The organism is Kaistia granuli DSM 23481 (assembly GCF_000380505.1).
Classification (GTDB): domain Bacteria; phylum Pseudomonadota; class Alphaproteobacteria; order Rhizobiales; family Kaistiaceae; genus Kaistia; species Kaistia granuli.
In genome coordinates this window covers 183,842-203,071 of the sequence record NZ_AQYH01000003.1, presented here as the reverse complement: position 1 = coordinate 203,071, position 19,230 = coordinate 183,842, and the positions used below count along the sequence as shown (strand labels likewise).

Genomic DNA, 19,230 nt, shown 5'->3' with positions numbered 1-19,230 from the left:
ATTGCCAGCGATTCCCGACGTCAATGGGGCTGCTTTCGGGCGAAGCCGCGACAGAAGTGGGTTCTTCGGGAGACGTGGCCGATCGGCAACGGCAGCGAATTGACACCTCAGAACGCCAATCTTATCATAATACCATTGATCCGGTTGATCATCGCAGGTTGGAGGAGGGCAGTCCCCTGCCCTTGGGTTTGCTGACGGGATGCTTCCGGCATCGCGGCTGTGGCCCGCTGCGTCTTGTCTGGTTGGATTTGGAGGAAGTCCCTTGGTCTACAGTACCCATCCGCGGCCGCAGATGGAGCGCAGCCTATGGCAATCGCTCGATGGCGCCTGGCAGTTTGCCTATGACGATTCGGCCGCCTGGCAGCGACCGGATCAACCGGATTTCAAGCTGACCATCGAGGTCCCCTATGTGCCGGAATCGCCGCGCAGCGGCATCCATGACGAAGGCTTTCATCCCGTCGTCTGGTATCGTCGCACCGTAGAGCTGCCGGAAGCACTGGCGCTGGACGACGGGCATGACCTGATCCTGCATTTCGGCGCTATCGATTATAAGAGCGACATCTGGATCGACGGTCAGCACGCCGCCTCGCATACGGGCGGTCACACGCCGGTCCGCGTCGCGCTCGCCGCCCTGGTCAAGGGCCGCTCCTTCGAGATCGTCGTGCGCGCCGAGGACGATCCGGCCGACATGCACAAGCCGCGGGGCAAGCAGGACTGGCTCGCCGCGCCGCATGGCATCTGGTATCCGCGCACGACCGGCATCTGGCAGAGCGTCTGGATCGAGCGGGTGGCGAAGAGCCATGTCGACCGGCTGCACTGGACTCCGGATTTCGGCCGCTTCGAGATCCGCCTCGACGCCCGTGTCGCGCGACCGGAAGGCTGCCGCCTCCGCGTAAAACTCTCGATCGAGGGGCGGGTGCTGGTCGAGGACGAATACACCCTCACCGGCAAGGATACGGGCAGGGTGCTCGCCCTCCCCGACCCCGGCATCGACGATGCGCGGGCCGAGTTCGTCTGGTCGCCCGAGCATCCGCAGCTGATCGACGCGGAAGTGACGCTGGTCGATGCCTCCGGCGCCGTGATCGACACGCTGAAGAGCTATACGGCGATGCGCGGTGTCTCGACGGCCAATGGCCGTTTCGTCATGAATGGCCGCTCCTATTTTCTGCGGCTCGTGCTCGACCAGGGCTATTGGCGCGAAGGCATCATGACGGCCAGCGACGATGAACTGCGTCGCGACGTGGAGTTGACCAAGCAGCTCGGCTTCAACGGCGCCCGCAAGCACCAGAAGATCGAGAATCCGCGCTACCTCTATTGGGCCGACGTGCTCGGCCTGCTGGTCTGGGAGGAAATGCCGAGCGCCTATGCCTTCTCCAGCGAGGCGGTGACGCGGGTGACGGCTGAATGGCAGGAAGCAATCGAACGGGACTATTCGCATCCCTCGATCGTCACCTGGGTGCCGTTCAACGAGTCCTGGGGCATTCCGGAACTGCCGCATGATGCGCGCCAGCGCAGCTATCAGCAGTCGCTCTATCACCTGACCAAGTCGCTCGACGCGACGCGCCCGGTGAGCGGCAATGACGGCTGGGAGCAGATCGAGACCGACATCTTCGCCGTGCACGACTATCACCACGACGGCGACGTCCTCGATGGCCGCTATCGGTCGGAGACGGTGTTTCGCGATACGCTGACGACCTTCCGCTCGGCCGGTCGCGCGCTGGCGATCGACGGCCATGCATGGGCCGGCCAGCCGGTCATGCTGACCGAGTTCGGCGGCATCGCCTTCTTCATGGGGCAGGAAAAGGGCTGGGGCTACAGCCAGGCCACGGACGCCGAGGACTTCCTCGTGCGCTATGCCGACGTGCTGCGCGGCACGACGGGTTCGACCCTCCTCGCCGGCTATTGCTACACGCAGCTGACGGACACCTACCAGGAGCAGAACGGCGTTCTGACCATGGATCGCAAGCCGAAGGCGGATGTCGCGCGCATCCGCGCCGCCAATCTCGGCGTGCCGGTCGAACGGCTGCCGGCGCATCCGCTCGGCTACAATGCCCGCTGGCTCGCCCGACATGGGGAAGGGCAGGCTGGCTAGCCCCCTGCCCTTGTTTACGGATTGAGAAAGGCCGCGGACGAGCCATCGCCGCGGCCTTTTTTGTCAGCACGAAAGCGGATAATTCGCTCTAGAATATCGTCATATCTATTTGATATTTAACAAATATGCTGGAGTCGAAAGTGAGCTACTCGGTGTCCTTGCGGGCGAGCTGGGTGCGCTCGAAAAGCAGCACCACGACGAGCGCGATGGCGAACGGGACCAGCAGATAGAGCAGCCGGAAGACGATCAGCGCGGCCAAGACGTCGTTCGGATCCATCTCGTGCAGGGCCGCCAGGAAGGTCACTTCCAGCACACCGAGGCCTCCGGGCGCATGCGACAGCAGCGCCAGGGTGAAGGACGCCAGGAAGATGCCGAGAATAACCAGATAGCCGGGATTGCCTGCTGCCGGCAGCGCGAAATAGATGATGGCGGCGGCGGCGGCGAGCTCCAGCGGCCCGGCAACCAGCTGCCGCATCACGATCGGCAGGCGGGGATATTGCAGCGTGAAACGCTTGTACTGCCAGGCCGGGAAATGGCGCCAGGATCCGAGCACGTAGAGGCCTACCAGTCCAAGCAGGACGAGGCCGAGCGCGAAGGAGATCCAGATCGGGATATCAGCCAGGCGCAGCACGATTTCCGGCTCGATCGTCAGCACGAAGCCGCCCATCAGCACGGTGCCGAGCGCGAAGGTGAACGAGCAGAAGACGATCAGCAGGCCGATTTCCTGGGGCGTCAGGCCACGCGTCGAATAGGCCCTGTAGCGGACCACCGCGCCGGAGATCACCGAGGCGCCGATATTGTGCGACAGCGCGTAGGTGGTGAAGGAGCACAGGGCGATGAACAGCCAGGAGACCTTCTTGCCGAGATGCTGGATGGCGATCCGGTCGTACCAGGCGAGCGCGCCATAGGCGACCAGCGTGGCGCAGATGGCCAGGCCCCAATTGCCAAGGGTGATCGCCCTCAGACTGTCGGCGACCTCGGCGAAGGATATCCGCCGGAACTCCTGGTAGAGAATGAAGACAGAGACAGCGACCGCGCCGATCCCGAAGATGGACCAGGCAGCGTTTCGAACTTTCATTAGGCAGCATCTCCCCTTCGATCCACTCTGAACGAGATACTGCCGCATCCCGAATCCAAGATTGGCACGTCCTTTTCCGTGGAGCCAGACCGAAGCTCGCCGTGCCGTGTCGTTTTCTCGACTACAGGCCGACGGTCAGGACCATGCCGTCATAGGCGGGTTCGACATCGCCCGGGACGTAGGCTGCGAGCGTCTTGTAGTCGAGGTCGCCATGCATGTGGGTCAAAATGGTCCGGCGCGGCCGGAGACGTTCATGCCAGGCGAGCGTGTCGTCGACGCTGAAATGGCTCGGATGCGGCCGCCAGCGCAGCGCGTCCACCATCCAGAGCGAGAGGCCGGCGAGATGCGGCAGGGTCTCGTCGGGCACGGCGCTGATGTCGCTCGAATAGACGAAATCGCCGATCCGGAAGCCGAGGCTGTCGATGTCGCCATGGACCTGGCGCAGCGGCAGGATATCGAGCCGGCCGCCCGGGCCGTCGATGGCGAACCCCTGCCCCGCCTCGATCCGCGTGCGGCCCAGAATCGGCGGATAGCTGCCGCCGGTCGGTGTGCGGAAGCAGTAGCCGAAGGCTTCCTCCAGCCGCTCCTGGGTGAAGTCGTCCGAATAGATCGGCACCAAGCGGTGCGTGTCGAGCCAGAACGAGCGCAGGTCGTCGATGCCGTGGGTATGATCGGCATGCGGATGGGTGAACAGCACGGCGTCGAGCCGGTCCACCCGCGCATCGAGCATCTGGCTACGGAGATCCGGTCCGGCATCGACGAGTATGCGCGTCGGATAGGGATGATCGCCGCGAAAGCCGTCGATCAGGATCGACGAGCGCGTGCGCCGGTTCTTCGGCTCGGATGGGTCGCAGGCGCCCCAGTCATTGCCGATCCGTGGCACGCCGGGCGACGCGCCGCAGCCGAGCACGGTGATGCGCAGGCGGTCGGCCCGGGGGCTCTCCGGCGCGCCATCAGCCATGGTGGGGCACCGCCGCTTCCGCCAGCGCGTCGCGCGGGACCTTGGTGAACAGGCGCAGGAAGTTTTCCGTCGTGATCCCGGCCATCTCGTCGAGCGAGACGCCCTTCACCTCGGCGAGGACGGCGGCGGTGTCGCGCACATAGGCCGGCTCGTTGCGCTGGCCGCGATGCGGCACGGGCGCCAGATAGGGCGCGTCAGTCTCGACCAGCAGCCGGTCGAGCGGCACGTCGCCGGCGATGTCGCGCAGCGCCTGGGCGCTGCGGAACGTCAGGATACCGGAGAAGGAGACATAGAGACCGAGCTCGAGCCCGACCCTGGCCAGCTCCGGGCCGGAAGAGAAGCAGTGCAGGATGGCCGGGAAGGCTCCCTTCCCCATCTCGTCGCGCAGGATCGCGATCATGTCCTCGTCGGCGTCGCGGGCGTGGATGACCAGCGGCAACTGGGTGATGCGGGCGGCGGCGATATGGCGGCGCAGGCCCTGGGCCTGCAGCGCCTTGTGCTCGGCGCCGTAGAAATAGTCGAGCCCGGCCTCGCCGATCGCCACTACCTTCGGGTGCTTCGACAGTTCCACCAGTTCGTCGGTGGTGATGTCCGGCTCTTCATGGGCGCTGTTCGGATGAGTGCCGACCGAGCAATAGACCTCGGGATGCGCCTCGGCTAGCGCGCGGATCTTGTCGAACTGGCGGACACGGGTCGAGATCGTGACCATCAGGCCGACGCCGGCGGCGCGCGCACGCTCCATCAGCGCCGCGCGGTCGGCTTCGAAATCCGCGAAATCCAGATGGCAATGACTGTCGACCAGCATTCTCTTCGACCGTTCGGATGATTGCATAAGGGCAAATATGGGGTGTTTCGTGTGCAGTCAGTAGCGGCTATGCGGCGCTCTGTCGACCGTTGTGGACAGTCGCGAGATCGCCCCACTAGAGTGCGGCTTGTGACAGCACGCGGCCGGGGATTCGTACGTGCAATTCAGCCAGCGTACCCTCTATCGACTTCTGCCGCGCCGCTTCAAGGAAGAGGCTCTGGTGCGGAAGCTGGCCGCCGAATTGCCAACCATCGCCGGCGCCCCCGCCTCGATCGTCATCAACCAGGCCAGCGAGCCGGGACGGCATCGCTTCCAGATCGATTTCCAGCGGATCGGCAACCAGCTGCACGTCAATCTCGATCGCGACCTGATGGCGCGCGACGCCTTCCAGTTCGAGATGATGTGGCGGCGCCTGCCCGCCTTCGTCCGGATCATGAGCCGCACCGCCGCCGGCGTGACCTCGGCGACCGCCAACGTCTCGGATGGCGGCGACAACATTCCCAACGAGCTCGCCTACGCCACCAACGAGCCGCAATCGATCCTGGTGCCGGATCCCGGCTTCATGACGCCGGAATATTATCAGCCCTACCGGACGCTGGCGGAGAACCGCCCGGGCCAGTGGGCGAGCCGGCAGGACACCCTGCTCTGGCGCGGCGACATTTCGGGGCATGGCGACACGACGACCGAGCAGATGGACATTGACGATCCCAACCTGAAGCAGCGGGTTCGGCTTTGCCTGGCCCTGCGCGGGATCGATGACGTCGACGTGCGGCTGATCGTGCCGGAACGCGATCGCGCCCACCACGCGACGCGGGAAGCGATGGAGGCGCATGGCATTCTCGGCAATCACGTAGCCCCGTCGCGCTGGATCGACATCAAGTTCGCCATCGACATCGACGGGTCCAGCACCAGCTGGGGTAATCTCTACACCCGGCTGCTGCTCGGCTGCTGCGTGCTGAAGGTGGCGTCGCCGGTCGGTTTCAAGCAGTGGTTCTACGACGAGTTCGTGCCGTGGACGCATTTCGTCCCTGTGGCGGCCGATCTGTCGGATGTGATCGAGAAGGTGGAATGGTGCCGCGCGCACGATCAGGCCTGCCGCGAGATCGCGGCGGCCGGCCAGGATTTCGCCCTGCGCCGCACGCGTGAATCGGAGACCGTGGTGACGGTGCAGCGGATCAACGAGATCCTGGGACCGGGATAGCTCCGAGGCGAGAGAAGGGTCCCGACCGATCGCCGATCGATCGGGACGATGGTCTCAGGCGGTTTCGGCGCCCTCTTCCCGCTCGACATAGCGCGGGAACACGCCCGACGGCGTCGGCAGGGCCGAGCCGGACGCCAGGCGTCCGGCGGCCCCGAGCGAGGCGAAGCTGCGGCTCTCGGCCGGAATGGCCAGCAGATCGAGCAGCTTGGCCGCCGAACCCGGCATCACCGGCTGCGACAGGATCGCGATCTGCCGCACGACTTCCGCCGTGACGTAGAGCACGGTGGCCATGCGGGCCGGATCGGTCTTCTTCAGCTCCCACGGCGCCTGGCCGGCGATATAGCGGTTCGCTTCGGCCACCACGCCCCAGATCGCGTTCAGCGCCTGATGGATCTGCTGCGTCTCCATCGCGGCGCGGCAGAGCTGCAGCAGACCGTCGGCAGCCCTGAGGATCGCCTCGTCGGCCTCGGTCAAGGCGCCCGGCTCCGGCACGACGCCGCCGAGATTCTTGCCGATCATCGACAGCGAGCGTTGCGCCAGATTGCCGAAATCGTTGGCGAGATCGGCATTGATCCGCGTGATGATCGCCTCGTGGCTGTAATTGCCGTCCTGGCCGAAAGGCACTTCGCGCAGGAAGAAGAAGCGCACCGGATCGACGCCGTAATGCTCGATCAGCGCCATCGGATCGATGACGTTGCCGAGCGACTTCGACATTTTCTCGCCGCGGTTGAAGAGGAAGCCGTGCGCGAATACCCGCTTCGGCAGCGGCAGACCGGCGGACAGCAGGAAGGCGGGCCAGTAGACCGAATGGAAGCGGACGATGTCCTTGCCGATGACATGGACGTCGGCCGGCCAGTAGCGCTTGAAGGTCTCGCTGTCGGCATCCGGATAGCCGACGGCCGTGATGTAGTTGGTCAGCGCGTCGACCCAGACATACATCACATGCTTCGGATCGCCGGGAACAGGGATGCCCCAGTCGAAGGTCGTGCGCGAGATCGAGAGATCCTTGAGACCGCCCTTGACGAAGCTGACCACCTCGTTGCGCCGTTCGTCCGGCCCGATGAAGTCGCGGTTGCCCTCGTAGAGAGCGAGCAGGCGATCCTCGTAGGCCGAGAGGCGGAAGAAATAGCTCTCCTCCTCGACCCAGTCGACCGGCGTTCCCTGCGGCCCATAGCGGACGCCGTCGGGACGGACCTCGGTCTCCGATTCGGCGTAGTACGCCTCGTCGCGAACCGAATACCAGCCGGCATAGGCATCCTTGTAGATGTCGCCATTCGCTTCCATCCGCCGCCAGATCTCTTGCGAGGCCGCGTAGTGGCGCGGCTCGGTCGTGCGGATGAAGTCGTCATGCGAGCAGTTCAGCGCCGCCGCCATCGCCTGGAAGCGCGGCACGTTGCGATCGGCCAGCTCGCGGGCGGTGATGCCGTCGCGCCCGGCCGTCTGCACCATCTTGATGCCGTGCTCGTCCGTTCCCGTCAGGAAGAAGACGTCATAGCCATCCAGGCGCTTGAAGCGCGCCAGCGTGTCCGTCGCCAGAAGCTCGTAGGCATGGCCGATATGCGGCGCGCCGTTCGGATAGGAAATGGCTGTCGTGATATAGAATTTCGGCGCTGTCACCGCTGTCTCGCTTTTCTTTGAACCCGACCAATAGTCTCATAACCAGCAATCGCCGGTCGCTCGACAGCTTCACATTCGGGTCGCGCGAGCGAGGATGTTCATGGTCGTGAGCACAAACTGTTTGCGGTCGAGATTGAGCGCCTCGACATCCGCCGAAGACTGACGGAGCTTTTCCCACACCTCCGCCCAAGTCGCAAGCGGGGTCGCTGCAACGCTTTGGGGTATCGCGGCACCGTCGGGTTCGGCCTCGCCACGGGCGCGGCGGCTGAGCCAGGCGAAGACGAGGTCGGTGAAATTGGCGAAGGCTTCGTCGGCGCCGCGCTGGGCGACGAGATCGCCGAGTGCGTGGGCGCCCTGCCCGTCCAGTTGCGGAAAGCGCGCCACCACGCGTGAAAAGGCGCGGCCGATGGCGGCGGCGTCCTCGTCGAGGAAACCGATCGCCTTGCGCAGGCTGCCCTGCCCGGCCTCGGCGGCGAAACGGCGGATATCGGCGGGACCGTCATCACGCTGCGCGAGCGCGCCCTCGATGGCCGACGGGGTCAGCGGCGCCAGATCGAGGCGCCGGCAGCGCGAGCGGATGGTCGGCAACAGCCGGCCGGGTGCGTGCGAGATGACGAGGAAGAGCGACCGCCGCGGCGGCTCCTCCAGGATCTTCAGCAGCGCGTTGGCCGCATTGGCGTTCATGTCGTCGGCCGAATCGACGATGGCGATCCGCCATCCCGCCTCGCCCGCCGTCGAACCGAAGAACGGAATGGTCCGGCGAATCTCGTCGATGGTCAGGCTCGCCTTGAAGCGCTTGCCCTGCTCGTCCCAGGGGCGCGACAGCGTCAGGATGTTCGGATGCGATCGCGCCGCGATCTTGGCCGCGGCCTTCGACGTGGCGGGCACGGCCAGCGTCTCGGCATCCGGCGCGCTGGCCGGGTCCGGATAGGTCAGCGCGAACCGGGCGAAGCGATAGGCGAGCGTCGCCTTGCCGATGCCGCGCGGTCCGCCGATCATCCAGCCATGATGCATGCGGCCGCCGCGATAGGCTTCGACCAGAAGCCGTTCGACGGCGGGATCGCCATACCACTCGGTCTGCTCTTCCGGCAGCGGCCAGCCTTCGATGGCATCGGGGCGCGTGACGTCGGGTCCGGCCATACTCAATTCACGCTTTCGTTCACACGTTGCAGGACGGCCTGCCAGATCGCGTCGGCGACCTGGTCCTGGCTCTGGTTGGCGTCAATGACGAGACACCGCTCGGGCTCGCGCGCCGCGATTGCCAGGAATAGGTCCCGGCGGCGCTGATGCCGCTCGATGGTTTCGCGCTCGAAGCGGTCGGCGGGGCCGGTCTCGCCGCTGCGCCGCCGCGCCGCCCGGTCGAGACCGATCTCGACGGGAAGGTCGAGGATGAGGGTCAGATCGGGGCGCGCCTCGCCGATGGCGATCTTCTCGAGGCTGTCGAGCAGATGCGCGTCGACGCCGTCCGAACCCTGATAGGCGCGGGTCGAGTCGATGAAGCGGTCGCAGAGGACCCAGTTGCCGCGCTCGAGCGCCGGTCGGATGACGCGGTCGACGTGATCGGCTCGCGCCGCCGCGAACAGCATCGTCTCGGCTTCCGGGCCGAGCGGTTCGGCGGCGCCGGAGAGAATGAAGCCGCGGATCGCCTCGGCGAGCTCGGTGCCGCCCGGCTCGCGCGTCACGACGACGGTGCGGCCTCCGGCCTGGAGCCTCTCCGCGAGGCGGCGGATCTGGGTGGATTTGCCCGATCCCTCCCCGCCTTCGAAGGTGATGAAACGGCCCGGCAATCTTGACGTCATTTCCATTGCGGCAACCAGCCGATCAGCAATTGCTGGACCGCATCGAGCGCTCGCTGGTCCATCGATCCCTTGTCGATGGCCGCCATCGTGTAGACCGGCTTTTCCAGCACCTGGACGTCGCCGACCGAGACGCGAACGACGCCGACCTGCGCGCCCTGCCGGACCGGAGCGACAAGGGGGCCGTCATAGACGACCCGGGCGCGGATCCGTTCGCGGTTGCCGCGCAGGAGCAGGATGTCGAGCGGCTCTTCGGTCGCGAGCCCCACGCCCCGCGTCGTGCCGCCATAGACGCGTGCCTGGGCCACCGCCTCGCCGCGATCAAAGAAGCGAAGGCGCTCGAAGGCGGTATTGCCCCATTCGAAAAGCTTGCGCGCTTCCTCGGCACGCTCCTTGTCCGTCGGAAGTCCGCTCACCACCAGCGTCATGCGATGGCCGTCGCGGATCGCCGACGCGGTGAGCCCATAGCCCGATTCCGGGGTGAAGCCGGTCGAGAGCCCGTCGACGCCGATCCCGGCGGACAGCAGCGGATTGCGGTTGCGCTGGTAGATCTTGTTCCAGGTGAAGTCCGGCTCCGCGTAGATCTTGTAGAGGTCCGGATAGGTGTGAATGATGTGATCGGCGATCTTGTATAGGTCGTCGGCGGTGACCTTCTGGGCCGGATCGGTCAGGCCCGAGACATTGGTGAAATGGGAGCCGGTCAGGCCGAGCTCCGCCGCCTTGCGGTTCATCATGTCGACAAAGGCGCCCTCGGAGCCGGCGATGCCCTCGGCCAGGATGATGCAGGCGTCGTTGCCGGCCTGGACGATGGCGCCGCGCAGCAGGTCGGCGACGGGGATCGAGGATTTAAGCGCGGCGAACATGGTGGCGCTGCCGGACGGCGCGCCGCCTGTCCGCCAGGCATGCTCGCTCACCGGAAAACTGTCGTCGAGCTTGAGCTTGCCGGACTGGATGGCGTCGAACACGACGACCATGGTCATCATCTTGGCCATGGCCGCGGGCTGGAACGCCGCGTCTGCGGCCTTGCGGTAGAGGATGGTGCCGGAATCGACGTCGACGAGGATTGCGCTGGTGGCCTTGCTCTCATACGGCGTGGCGGCGACCGCGCGCAGTTCCGCCGTCGCGCCGAGGACCGTGAGCACGGCCGGCGCGATCAGCAATCGCAGCGGAAACCAGCGAGACATCATGACAAACTGCCGGGCGCCATAGCCAAATCACGGATGGCCGATGGCCACCCTGCTCTGGTTAACAGGCGAGACGCCCTGCGATCAATGGTCAGTGGTTGACCAGATAGGCGCCAGAGAGACCCGCCGCCCGGACCTGGGCGATGGCGGCCTCGCCCGTCGTTGCCGGATCCGCGATGACCAGGCGCACCGATTGCATCGTCCTGCCGCCGACCGCAATCTCGGTCGTGGTGACGCGGCCGAGATCGGCAAAGCGGCCTGCCAGCGTTTCCGCGTTGGCGCTGTTCGAGAAGACGCCGAGCTGGATCACCGGAACGTCGGTGCTGCGCTCCGCCGCTGCGCGGGCAACGGCGGCATCGAGCGCCGCCTGCAGACGGTTGCCATGGCCCGACGCCATCTCGGCGACGGCGCGCTGCGCCGGCGAGGCGGTCGGATCGGCCGCATAGGACGAGCGGGCCGAACGGGGAACCGGCGGATAGTAGTCGTCCTCGGTGGCCGAGGCGGGCGTGACGCCCTGGTCGTAGCCGACGGGATCGGAAATCGTGTAGGTGCCGAGCGAACGCTCGCCGTAATTGCTGCCGGCCGGCGCCGGACGCGCCTCGGCGACGACGCGCGCCTGCGGCTGCGCGTCATAGACGGCGAGCGCCGGATCATAGGCGTTGCCGCCATAGTCCATCTCGGGACGCGAGCGGGGCAACGGCGCCAGCGCCGCCATCATAACGGCCGGGCTCGCGGTCGGCGCGCGCATCGTCGGCGCCTGCAGGGCCAGCATGGTGCCGCCGGAAACACTGCTGCCGGGCCCCTTGTAGGTCGCCATCAGCATCTTCTGGTCATGCCCTTCCATGCGGGCCGGGCCGACATATTCGACCTTCACCTTGGCGGTGCCGTGGTGCTTCATGTCGAGCACATCGGCCGTCTTCGACGAAAGATCGATGACGCGGTCGCTGGCATAGGGACCGCGATCGTTGACGCGGACGACCACGGAGCGGCCGTTGCGCGTGTTGGTAACGCGGGCATAGCTCGGCAGCGGCATCGTCGGATGGGCGGCCGACAGTCCGTCCATATCGTAGACCTCGCCATTGGCCGTATAGCGGCCATGGAAGGCGGAACCGTACCAGGAAGCGAGGCCGACAGCCTTGTAGCGCGGGTTCTCACGCGGCGTGTAGACCCGGCCCCTGACCGTATAGGGTTTGCCGACCATGTAGCGGCCGCCGCCCTGCGGCACGGCCTGGCCGTGCTGAACGACACGGGGGCTGGCTTTGACGCCGTATTCCTTCTCGGAGAAATATTCCTTGCTGCGCTTGGCAGGCTTGGACGGGGCGGTGGCGCAGGAGGCAAGCAGAGCGGCAGCTGCGACGGCGGTCGCGACCCTCAGCAAAACCCTGCCCTGCGGCGCTTCCGAGCGCAAAAGGCTCAGAATCTGAATTTTGGACATCCCCATCTCGCCTAATCCGATAGCAGCAACCGCGGTATTTGTCGATCGTTCTCGACCGGTGCCGACGCCTTTCGGGTCCAAACGGGCCTTTGCGCTGTCGCGCGGAGCCCACCGGACATGAGATGGCATTCAGCCGACCGCGCCTTTCCGGCCGGTTAACGAACCATGGCCGAATTGCGTCAATTGCGCGGAACATCGGCGGCAGGGCCCGTCGCCCCTGCGGAACCTACCGGAAGCCCGACTTCATCCTGCTGCGTTCAAGCGTTCTGCCTGCATTCAGCCCTGGCAGAGGGTTGGCCCAGAGCCCCTCAGACAACCGTGCCGAACAAGGCGCCGATTCCGGCCGTGACCGCCATGGCCATCGCGCCCCAGAAACTCACGCGGATGGTCGCCTTCAGGACATCGGCCCCGCCGGCTCTCGCCCCTATCGCCCCGAGCACGGCAAGAAACGCGAGCGATGCCACCGACACGGCCGGAACCAGCCAGTCTGTCGGGGAAATGAGAACCATCAGGAGTGGCATCAGTGCTCCGAAGGCAAAAGTAGCCGCCGAGGCCAGCGCCGCCTGGACAGGCCGCGCCGTCGTGATCTCGGAAATTCCGAGCTCATCACGCGCATGGGCGCCGAGAGCGTCCTTTGCCATCAACTGCTCGGCCACGCGTCGGGCGAGTTCCTTGTCCAGCCCTCGCTGCTCGTAGATCTGCGCAAGTTCCCGATGCTCCGCCTCAACATCGCTTGCCAGTTCCGCCCGCTCGCGGGCGAGGTCGGCATTCTCGGTATCCGATTGCGAACTGACGGAGACATATTCTCCCGCCGCCATCGACATGGCGCCTGCCACCAGTCCCGCGATACCGGCGAGCAGGATCTCGTTCGGACCCGAAGCCGCGGTGGCCACCCCGACGATCAGGCTGGATGTCGACAGAATGCCATCATTGGCACCCAGGACTGCGGCCCGCAGCCAGCCGATGCGATGGACGAGATGGTTTTCCCGATGGGTCAAATGACGCGGCATCTTTGCGTTCCTGAATGCGAGGACTGAATCCGGATCTATGGGTGGCGGCTCGCGCCCTGTGTGGGCGACGACGGAAAGTTGAGCACCGCCATCGTGCCGATCGCGGGATCTACCGAGATCGCGAAGGTGCCACCGTGAATGGCGGCGATGCGTTTGACGATTTCAAGTCCAACGCCAAGGCTGTCACCTGCCCTGGCCATCGGCGACTTATCACAATCGCCGGGGCGATAGAGGCCTGCCTTATCGATCACCGCGATGCGGGGGCCTGGACCGGCACAGACCTCAATCTTGGTGCCGGCCGGCGTGTGGGTGACAGCGTTCGTGATGAGGTTCGTCAAGGCATCCTCCAGCAGCCCGCCATCGCCCTGGATCGACATCGCAGCACTCTCGCAGAAGGCGATGGAGTGGGCATGGTCATAGACCCACGGTCCGACCGAGGCGACGACGCTCCGCCCAAGTCCGGCCAGGTCAACCGGCTGGAAGCCCTTGCGCTCAATGGCCTCCAGGCGACCAAGGGCCGTGATCTGGCCGACCAAACGGGCCAAGCTCTCGACGTCCCGTTCCATCCGCCTTGCGCGGGGACTATCGATTTGGCCGAGCTCGAGCTGCATCATGGCCAGCGGGGTGCGGATCTCGTGCGCGACGGCGGTGGTGAAAAGGCGCTGGTCCCTCATGAGGCGCCCAATGCGCGCGAGCGAGCGATTGACGGCAGCGCCGAGCTCGGCGACCTCCCTCGGCATTTCGCTGACGTCGATCCGGTGTTCCGGATCGAGCGGGTCGATGGAGCCGGCCTGGCGGGCCGCCGCCTTGACCGGCCTGAGCGCCAGCCAGGTCGAGACCAGCGAGCCACCGAGAACGAGAACGAGCTGCAGCAGCATCGGGATGGCAAGATGATCGGCGAACTCGTGCCCCAGTGCCCGCCACATCACCGCTTCGTTCCGGTCCAGGATGGCAATCTCGATAATGATCTGCTTGCCGTCGATCCATACCGAGCGTCCGCCGGCCACGGCGATCGGCTTGCCCTGGCCGAGGAGCCGCGTCCAGCGGTCGGGCGGATCGACCTCCTCCGGCAGCAGATGGAGCAGGCATTGCGTGCCGCAATTCGAGAAGATAATGCCGCCATCGACCGCCCGGATACGGGCGAGCCGGGTGGCGCTGCCGGGGTCATAGCCCTCGATCCCTTCGGGAAGCCGGAAGGTCCAGCGTCCATCCTGCGCGGACACGCCCCGCGCCAGCAGGGTGGATTCCCGCTCGATCATCAGCGAGCCAAGCTCGGAATTGTCGAAATAATAATCGGCAAAGACGATGACGACCTGCGCCGCCATCGCAATGATCGCGAAGAAGACGATGCGCCAGGCAATGGTTGCAACCAGGCCGGGCCGACGCGCTGCCTGATCAGGCATTCGTCAGGTCTCGAAGTAGGTAGCCGGCCCCGCGCACCGTCTCGATCGATAGGCCGGCTTCGATGCCGTCCAGCCGCCGGCGAAGCCGTGAGACCGCGAGCTCGATGGCATTGGCGGACAGCTCATCGCCAAATTCCGACAATTTCGCTTCGATCCGCTCCTTCGGCACGACGGAACCGGCATTGCGAAGCAGCACGGCGAGCACCGAGCGCTCGCGCGGCGACAGCGCAACGGTCTTCCCGGCGCAGGACAGGACAGCGCTCGTCGGATCAAAGGCGACATGGCCCAACTCGATCAGGTCGGCGACATGCGCCGGCGCCCGCCGCAGCAGAGCGCGGCAGCGGGCCAGCAGCTCATGATGGTTGAAAGGCTTCACCAGATAGTCGTCCGCGCCCGCATCGAGACCGGTGATCCGTTCATCCACCGCGCCTCGCGCGGTCAGGATGAGGACCGGGGTCGTCTGGCCCTCGGCCCGAATGCCCCGGATCAGATCAAGCCCGTCGCCGTCGGGCAGACCCAGATCGACGAGCAGGAGGTCATAGGGCGCGACCGCGATGGCGGCTTGCGCGTTGGCAACCGTGTCGACGGCGTCAACGCGCCACTCCACCTTGTGGATGGTTTCAACGAGGAGCTCGCGAAGGCGCGGGCTGTCTTCGACGAGCAGGATTCTCATGCTTTCTTGCGACCCGTCACCATCGACAGAACCAGATTTTCGCGATGCCGGAAGCTCTCGAAGAGCGCGGCGGCGGCGTGAAATAGCGCGAGCACCAGAATGGAATTGGCCAGAGTGCCGTGCAGTTCCTGCAGCCAGTCCTCGCCCCAGAAGGCGTCGAGCCCCATCATCCAACCGGTCAAGCATACGCCGGACAGAAGGAGCATGAGAAGGATCATCATAACCGCGCCGGCCGGATTGTGTCCGAGATGCCGCGGCTCCCGGCGTTGAGCCAGAGCGCGCAGATACGGCACGAGCCGGCTTGGTGTGGGAAAGAAGTCGGCAAAGCGTGCATGGCGGGTGCCGATGAAGCCCCACACCAGTCGGATCGCCAGGGCGGCGGCAACCGTGTAGCCGGCCGCGCGATGCAGAGCGTGGCCAGGTTCCAGTACGAACAGGTTGAGGATGCAGGCGGTGACGACCGTCCAGTGAAAGAGCCGGACGACCGGGTCCCAGACGCGGATCGTGGCCGCCCCTTCCGGGGCGACCGTGACATCGACGAGCGAGACACTTGCTTCGTCGCGATCAATCACCGATCTCGGCCTTCACGATGGAGCCGTCGACCGGGTTGAAATAGACCTCGGCCTTCTTGTTGTTCTTGTCGTAGCCATAGATCTCATAGCAGGAACCGGTGACCTTGAAGGCCTTGATCTTCTGGTAGCCCATCTCGGCGATCTTGGCCTTCATGGCGTCCTGGCTCATCCAGGCGGATTTTGGCTCCTTGGTGCAAGCCGGGCTGGCAAGGGCAGCGCCGGCCATGATGGGAAGCGAGAGGGCGGCGATAGCGACAGTCGAGAGAATGCGCATGGTAGCTCCGGGGTTGGGTTGGACCGGCCAGGGCCGGCAACGGCAATGTGACGGAGCAAGCTGTCAGTCCGCTGTCAGGCGAACGCGTTCAGCGCTGGTGCATTTTTCCCCAGCCTTCCCCGGCATGGGCGCCGAGGCGGCCGAGCGTGTTGACGCCGTCGTGCGGAGCGCGGTAAAGCCCACCCCGCAAAGTCGTTCGGTCGCAATTCGGTAGCAAGCTATTCTAGGTTCCTCTGCCGAGAGGGCACTCACCAACGATTGCAAGGCTTGGATGGGTGGCCGAGTGGTTTAAGGCAGCGGTCTTGAAAACCGCCGTGGGTGCAAGCCCACCGTGGGTTCGAATCCCACCCCATCCGCCACAACCTGCTGATCTTATTGATTTATTTAGCCGGTTTCGGAAACGGCATTCCGCATTCTTTCAGAGAACGAAACGGCACCGTTCGGGACGAAAGGAGCTAGGAACGGCTGAATCGGTGCAAAATCCCCGAACAATGTTGCCTAGCCGTTCTCAGCGTCAGGCGGGCTATCCCGCATGTGTCTACGCGAGAGGCAGCGTCTTGATCGCCGCTTCGAGCTGCTATCTGGCTCTACCCACCCAAACGCCAACGCGCCGCCAACTCGCAGTCCGCGATTCTCCTCAAAGCATCCCCCGATTGGGGTATTGATTTCATATACCTGGGATTGCAGCGTGCTCCCGCTTTGGGGGGACAACATGAGTGAACAGCATGGAAACCCGCGGACCCGCCCGCCGAGCGCGGTCGACATTCAGTTGGCAACTATTCTCAGCAACGCCCTTGTCAGCGCGCTAGACGCCCTCGCCGCCATGCATCAGCATCGGCCAGGCCCTTGGCTCGACCTGATTGAAAAATCCCTTGTTCGTGAAGCGAAAGGCACCGGCGCGACGATCGAGGACATCAACCTACTACAAACCGTCGTCCAGCGCGTCAGGCACCGCCTCGTGAACGAGGCATTCGAGGTTTAGCCAGGCTGCCTACACAGCGTCGAATCCAACCCGGGGCAAATCGAGATAAGCCAAGTTGCAGCCTATGGTTGCCAAGGCGCCGGCAGCGGGGGCGCTCAAGCGGAAGCGGAGACGCCACCCAACAGCTTCTGAACCTGGGAACTTCACTCATCATACAGGGTCTCTCGCGGGAGAATAGCAACGACGATGCCAATGCTGCTCGGCAGCGGCGGGAGAATGAGCTTTATCTGCAAAGATCCCGAGAAGCAGAAGCTCGCGGCAAGGAAGACGCAAGCCGGCTAACGGCCGCAAATTCCAACGCGAACGGTACCGACCCCTGGTCTAAGCCCAAGACGACGAAGAAGGCTGCAGCGAAATACAAAGACGCCGTGAAATGCGTCTCGTTTGATCGCACAAGCAATTCAATGGCTCATTTCATCGTGAACAAGTGCAATGTCCCCATTGCAGTCCGATGGAGGGACGAAGGCTTTTGCGGGACCGGCGGCGCCTGCCTCGAGTTCGCCAAGCCAAGAGGGAAATCGACAATCTACAAGCTTAAGGGGAAAGTGCGGTTTACGGCGTGTCAGGGGCAATATTGCTCTCCAAAGGAACTGTAGCGCCCCCGCACTTACGGCCCCCGATGCGGGAGCCAGTTCCAGATCTTCATGAGCGCCTCGATCAGCATTGGCAGGCCGATGACCAGGCCGAGGATGGCGCCAGCCACATAGGCAAACGCCCTCCCCGCCGTGCCGAACGACATCACCATCCGGATGAGCTTTTGTAGGAATGCGACCTCATCCGGTCGCAGACCTTCCAGCATGCGCCGCGTTTCCTCCGGCAGGTCGCCATAGCGCTGGGCGGCAGGTTCATGTTCCGGCTGCATCATCGCCCCGCCTTCCAGCCGCATGCCTGCGCGCCATAGGTGTTGTGCTTGAGGATCTGGCGGGCGGTGCCGTCCGTGAACTGGTCATCGACGGACGGACGGATCGGCCTCGAGGTGTCGCAGAAGCTAGCGCGAGCGGTCACGCACCCACTCGCCAAGCTTGTCGCGCATAGAATCAGGCCCAAGGCCATCAACCTTTTCATCGCTGGTGTTCCTGTTCCTGATAGCGGTGAGGTCATTGGCCTGCTGGCGGGATCGCTCCTGCTGCTTGCCGACCGAGATGAGCTTGAGAGCGGCGAGGCCGAGGCCGGCGACGATGGCCAACCCGGCGGCGCAAGCTCTCCCGGCCGGGGTGGCAAGGAGGCAGGCGATCACCTTGAGGCCTGCAACTGCTTGCGAATGAAGTAGAGGGCCGCCACGAGGCCGCCGAGGATGATCAGCGCACCGATGGCATAGGCGATGGGGCCAGGTCCGTTCGCCGCGGCGATCACAGTGCCGGCGGCGCCAGCGATGGGCGTCAGGATCTCCGGCTTCGTCAGGATGCTCGGCTTCGGCGGCTCGGCCGGGACGGAGGAGCTTGAGACGAAGGAACCCTTCACCCACAGGCCGCCTTCGGCGTTCCGCCGATTCACCAGCCCCGTGAGGCGCTTGCCATTGTCGTAGACCCACTTCGAAGCTCGGACGGGACCGATGCGTAGCCGCCCTTGTTCAGCTTCTTCAGCAGGGTGGAGCCCTTGAACTGGCCCTCCCCCACGTTGAAGACGAACGATACGAGAGCCGCGAATTGGTTGTCAGTGAGCGGGACCTTCACCAGTCGCTCGACAGCCTCTTCCGCCTCCCGCAGATCCAGCTTCAGCAGCGCCTCCGCCCTGGCCTCTGTGATCACGGCGCCCGGCCGAACGACATAGTCGCTGTCGGAGGTGTGACCGTAACCGATGGTGAGAACCTTGCCGGTGTCGAGGTAGGCCTTGGCGCTGAAGCCCTCGAACCGTTTGACCATGGCAATCCCATCGCTCGAAACTGTGCGGGTCATATCTTGTCTCCGGTGGTGTGAGAGTTGACGCTAGGGCGTCGCCCCTAGCCTTGGGTTGAACTTATCAGGGAGGGCACGGAATGCTTGCGCCGCATTGGTCTTTGAACGACGAAAGAACCCGGCTTGTCATGGACTTGCCGACAGATCCGCCTATCCGCTTCGACTTCGATGCGGATGAAGTGGACCACTTCATAGAAAACCTTGCTCAGATGCGTGCGGCCATGTTGCCTCCGGCGCCCCTCGAGGCGGACC

At 64.9% G+C, this 19,230-nt stretch carries 21 protein-coding genes and 1 tRNA gene; 4 read left to right on the top strand and 18 right to left on the bottom strand.

Annotation, left to right across the window (positions count from 1 at the left end):
- The first annotated feature begins 262 nt into the window (after nt 1-262).
- Nucleotides 263-2,092 (top strand): glycoside hydrolase family 2 protein, encoded by a 1,830-nt coding sequence (locus tag G342_RS0103325; protein ID WP_018181683.1) that lies wholly within the window; start codon nt 263-265, stop codon nt 2,090-2,092.
- A gap of 145 nt (nt 2,093-2,237) precedes the next feature.
- On the opposite strand, the gene G342_RS0103320 is transcribed toward G342_RS0103325, so the two are convergent.
- From G342_RS0103320 to G342_RS0103310, 3 genes are all read right to left on the bottom strand, one after another.
- Nucleotides 2,238-3,170, bottom strand: a complete 933-nt coding sequence (locus G342_RS0103320) for a lysylphosphatidylglycerol synthase transmembrane domain-containing protein (RefSeq protein WP_018181682.1) — start codon at nt 3,168-3,170, stop codon at nt 2,238-2,240.
- A 121-nt stretch (nt 3,171-3,291) separates the two neighbouring features.
- A complete protein-coding gene (locus G342_RS0103315; RefSeq protein WP_018181681.1) occupies nt 3,292-4,131 on the bottom strand; it encodes an MBL fold metallo-hydrolase in 840 nt (279 codons plus the stop codon).
- A complete protein-coding gene (locus G342_RS0103310) occupies nt 4,124-4,936 on the bottom strand; it encodes a TatD family hydrolase (protein WP_018181680.1) in 813 nt (270 codons plus the stop codon). The genes G342_RS0103315 and G342_RS0103310 overlap by 8 nt, the downstream gene beginning before the upstream one ends.
- Nucleotides 4,937-5,093: 157 nt before the next feature.
- Here G342_RS0103310 and G342_RS0103305 point away from each other — a divergent pair, with 157 nt between their 5' ends.
- Nucleotides 5,094-6,137: a glycosyl transferase family 90 gene (locus tag G342_RS0103305; protein WP_018181679.1), complete on the top strand. Its 1,044-nt coding sequence runs from the start codon at nt 5,094-5,096 to the stop codon at nt 6,135-6,137.
- Nucleotides 6,138-6,191: 54 nt separating this feature from the next.
- Here the strand turns inward: G342_RS0103305 and metG are convergent, their stop codons facing one another.
- From metG to G342_RS0103255, 10 genes are all read right to left on the bottom strand, one after another.
- The gene (gene metG / locus G342_RS0103300; protein ID WP_018181678.1) at nt 6,192-7,754 is read right to left on the bottom strand and encodes a methionine--tRNA ligase; all 1,563 of its coding nucleotides are present in this window, start codon (nt 7,752-7,754) and stop codon (nt 6,192-6,194) included.
- Between the two features lie 69 nt (nt 7,755-7,823).
- The gene (locus tag G342_RS0103295; RefSeq protein ID WP_018181677.1) at nt 7,824-8,894 is read right to left on the bottom strand and encodes a DNA polymerase III subunit delta'; all 1,071 of its coding nucleotides are present in this window, start codon (nt 8,892-8,894) and stop codon (nt 7,824-7,826) included.
- A 2-nt stretch (nt 8,895-8,896) separates the two neighbouring features.
- The gene (gene tmk / locus G342_RS0103290) at nt 8,897-9,559 is read right to left on the bottom strand and encodes a dTMP kinase (RefSeq protein ID WP_051094075.1); all 663 of its coding nucleotides are present in this window, start codon (nt 9,557-9,559) and stop codon (nt 8,897-8,899) included.
- The gene (locus G342_RS0103285; protein WP_156830768.1) at nt 9,550-10,737 is read right to left on the bottom strand and encodes a D-alanyl-D-alanine carboxypeptidase family protein; all 1,188 of its coding nucleotides are present in this window, start codon (nt 10,735-10,737) and stop codon (nt 9,550-9,552) included. Before G342_RS0103285 ends, tmk begins: the two co-directional genes overlap by 10 nt.
- 88 nt (nt 10,738-10,825) lie before the next feature.
- Complete coding sequence (locus tag G342_RS25095) at nt 10,826-12,169, bottom strand: septal ring lytic transglycosylase RlpA family protein (RefSeq protein WP_051094073.1); 1,344 nt, start codon at nt 12,167-12,169, stop codon at nt 10,826-10,828.
- Nucleotides 12,170-12,477: 308 nt separating this feature from the next.
- Nucleotides 12,478-13,179, bottom strand: coding sequence for a VIT1/CCC1 transporter family protein (locus tag G342_RS0103275; RefSeq protein WP_018181673.1), 702 nt, complete (start codon nt 13,177-13,179; stop codon nt 12,478-12,480).
- Between the two features lie 35 nt (nt 13,180-13,214).
- Nucleotides 13,215-14,582, bottom strand: a complete 1,368-nt coding sequence (locus G342_RS23095) for a sensor histidine kinase (protein ID WP_018181672.1) — start codon at nt 14,580-14,582, stop codon at nt 13,215-13,217.
- On the bottom strand, nt 14,575-15,255 hold the full coding sequence (locus tag G342_RS0103265; protein ID WP_018181671.1) for a response regulator: 681 nt from the start codon (nt 15,253-15,255) through the stop codon (nt 14,575-14,577). Before G342_RS0103265 ends, G342_RS23095 begins: the two co-directional genes overlap by 8 nt.
- Nucleotides 15,252-15,827 carry a cytochrome b/b6 domain-containing protein gene (locus tag G342_RS0103260; protein WP_018181670.1) on the bottom strand — a complete coding sequence of 192 codons (576 nt, stop codon included), beginning with the start codon at nt 15,825-15,827 and terminating at the stop codon, nt 15,252-15,254. Before G342_RS0103260 ends, G342_RS0103265 begins: the two co-directional genes overlap by 4 nt.
- Nucleotides 15,820-16,101 (bottom strand): PepSY domain-containing protein, encoded by a 282-nt coding sequence (locus G342_RS0103255; protein WP_018181669.1) that lies wholly within the window; start codon nt 16,099-16,101, stop codon nt 15,820-15,822. The genes G342_RS0103260 and G342_RS0103255 overlap by 8 nt, the downstream gene beginning before the upstream one ends.
- 269 nt (nt 16,102-16,370) lie before the next feature.
- Between G342_RS0103255 and G342_RS0103250 the strand changes: the two genes are divergently transcribed.
- Together G342_RS0103250 and G342_RS0103245 are read left to right on the top strand one after the other, a co-directional pair.
- A tRNA-Ser gene (locus G342_RS0103250) sits at nt 16,371-16,460 on the top strand.
- A 353-nt stretch (nt 16,461-16,813) separates the two neighbouring features.
- The gene (locus tag G342_RS0103245; RefSeq protein ID WP_156830767.1) at nt 16,814-17,083 is read left to right on the top strand and encodes a hypothetical protein; all 270 of its coding nucleotides are present in this window, start codon (nt 16,814-16,816) and stop codon (nt 17,081-17,083) included.
- A gap of 607 nt (nt 17,084-17,690) precedes the next feature.
- On the opposite strand, the gene G342_RS0103235 is transcribed toward G342_RS0103245, so the two are convergent.
- Genes G342_RS0103235 through G342_RS26385 form a run of 5 tightly spaced genes read right to left on the bottom strand, consistent with a single transcriptional unit; the run spans nt 17,691 to nt 18,978 of the window.
- On the bottom strand, nt 17,691-17,969 hold the full coding sequence (locus tag G342_RS0103235) for a hypothetical protein (RefSeq protein WP_245557205.1): 279 nt from the start codon (nt 17,967-17,969) through the stop codon (nt 17,691-17,693).
- A complete protein-coding gene (locus G342_RS26220; protein ID WP_198010727.1) occupies nt 17,945-18,088 on the bottom strand; it encodes a hypothetical protein in 144 nt (47 codons plus the stop codon). Before G342_RS26220 ends, G342_RS0103235 begins: the two co-directional genes overlap by 25 nt.
- Nucleotides 18,072-18,269 (bottom strand): hypothetical protein, encoded by a 198-nt coding sequence (locus G342_RS23090; protein WP_040878126.1) that lies wholly within the window; start codon nt 18,267-18,269, stop codon nt 18,072-18,074. The genes G342_RS26220 and G342_RS23090 overlap by 17 nt, the downstream gene beginning before the upstream one ends.
- 47 nt (nt 18,270-18,316) lie before the next feature.
- The gene (locus G342_RS26390; RefSeq protein ID WP_245557204.1) at nt 18,317-18,577 is read right to left on the bottom strand and encodes a hypothetical protein; all 261 of its coding nucleotides are present in this window, start codon (nt 18,575-18,577) and stop codon (nt 18,317-18,319) included.
- The gene (locus G342_RS26385) at nt 18,574-18,978 is read right to left on the bottom strand and encodes a lysozyme (RefSeq protein ID WP_245557203.1); all 405 of its coding nucleotides are present in this window, start codon (nt 18,976-18,978) and stop codon (nt 18,574-18,576) included. Before G342_RS26385 ends, G342_RS26390 begins: the two co-directional genes overlap by 4 nt.
- Nucleotides 18,979-19,230: the final 252 nt, after the last annotated feature.

Coding starts and splice junctions, on each gene's coding strand:
- G342_RS0103285 (WP_156830768.1), bottom strand. CDS start 10,737: ATGATGTCTCGCTGGTTTCCGCTGCGATTGCTGATCGCGCCGGCCGTG.
- G342_RS0103245 (WP_156830767.1), top strand. CDS start 16,814: ATGAGTGAACAGCATGGAAACCCGCGGACCCGCCCGCCGAGCGCGGTC.
- G342_RS0103320 (WP_018181682.1), bottom strand. CDS start 3,170: ATGAAAGTTCGAAACGCTGCCTGGTCCATCTTCGGGATCGGCGCGGTC.
- G342_RS0103295 (WP_018181677.1), bottom strand. CDS start 8,894: ATGGCCGGACCCGACGTCACGCGCCCCGATGCCATCGAAGGCTGGCCG.
- tmk (WP_051094075.1), bottom strand. CDS start 9,559: ATGGAAATGACGTCAAGATTGCCGGGCCGTTTCATCACCTTCGAAGGC.
- G342_RS0103310 (WP_018181680.1), bottom strand. CDS start 4,936: ATGCTGGTCGACAGTCATTGCCATCTGGATTTCGCGGATTTCGAAGCC.
- G342_RS0103265 (WP_018181671.1), bottom strand. CDS start 15,255: ATGAGAATCCTGCTCGTCGAAGACAGCCCGCGCCTTCGCGAGCTCCTC.
- G342_RS0103275 (WP_018181673.1), bottom strand. CDS start 13,179: ATGCCGCGTCATTTGACCCATCGGGAAAACCATCTCGTCCATCGCATC.
- G342_RS0103315 (WP_018181681.1), bottom strand. CDS start 4,131: ATGGCTGATGGCGCGCCGGAGAGCCCCCGGGCCGACCGCCTGCGCATC.
- G342_RS23095 (WP_018181672.1), bottom strand. CDS start 14,582: ATGCCTGATCAGGCAGCGCGTCGGCCCGGCCTGGTTGCAACCATTGCC.
- G342_RS25095 (WP_051094073.1), bottom strand. CDS start 12,169: ATGTCCAAAATTCAGATTCTGAGCCTTTTGCGCTCGGAAGCGCCGCAG.
- G342_RS0103235 (WP_245557205.1), bottom strand. CDS start 17,969: ATGCGGCTGGAAGGCGGGGCGATGATGCAGCCGGAACATGAACCTGCC.
- G342_RS26385 (WP_245557203.1), bottom strand. CDS start 18,978: ATGACCCGCACAGTTTCGAGCGATGGGATTGCCATGGTCAAACGGTTC.
- G342_RS0103255 (WP_018181669.1), bottom strand. CDS start 16,101: ATGCGCATTCTCTCGACTGTCGCTATCGCCGCCCTCTCGCTTCCCATC.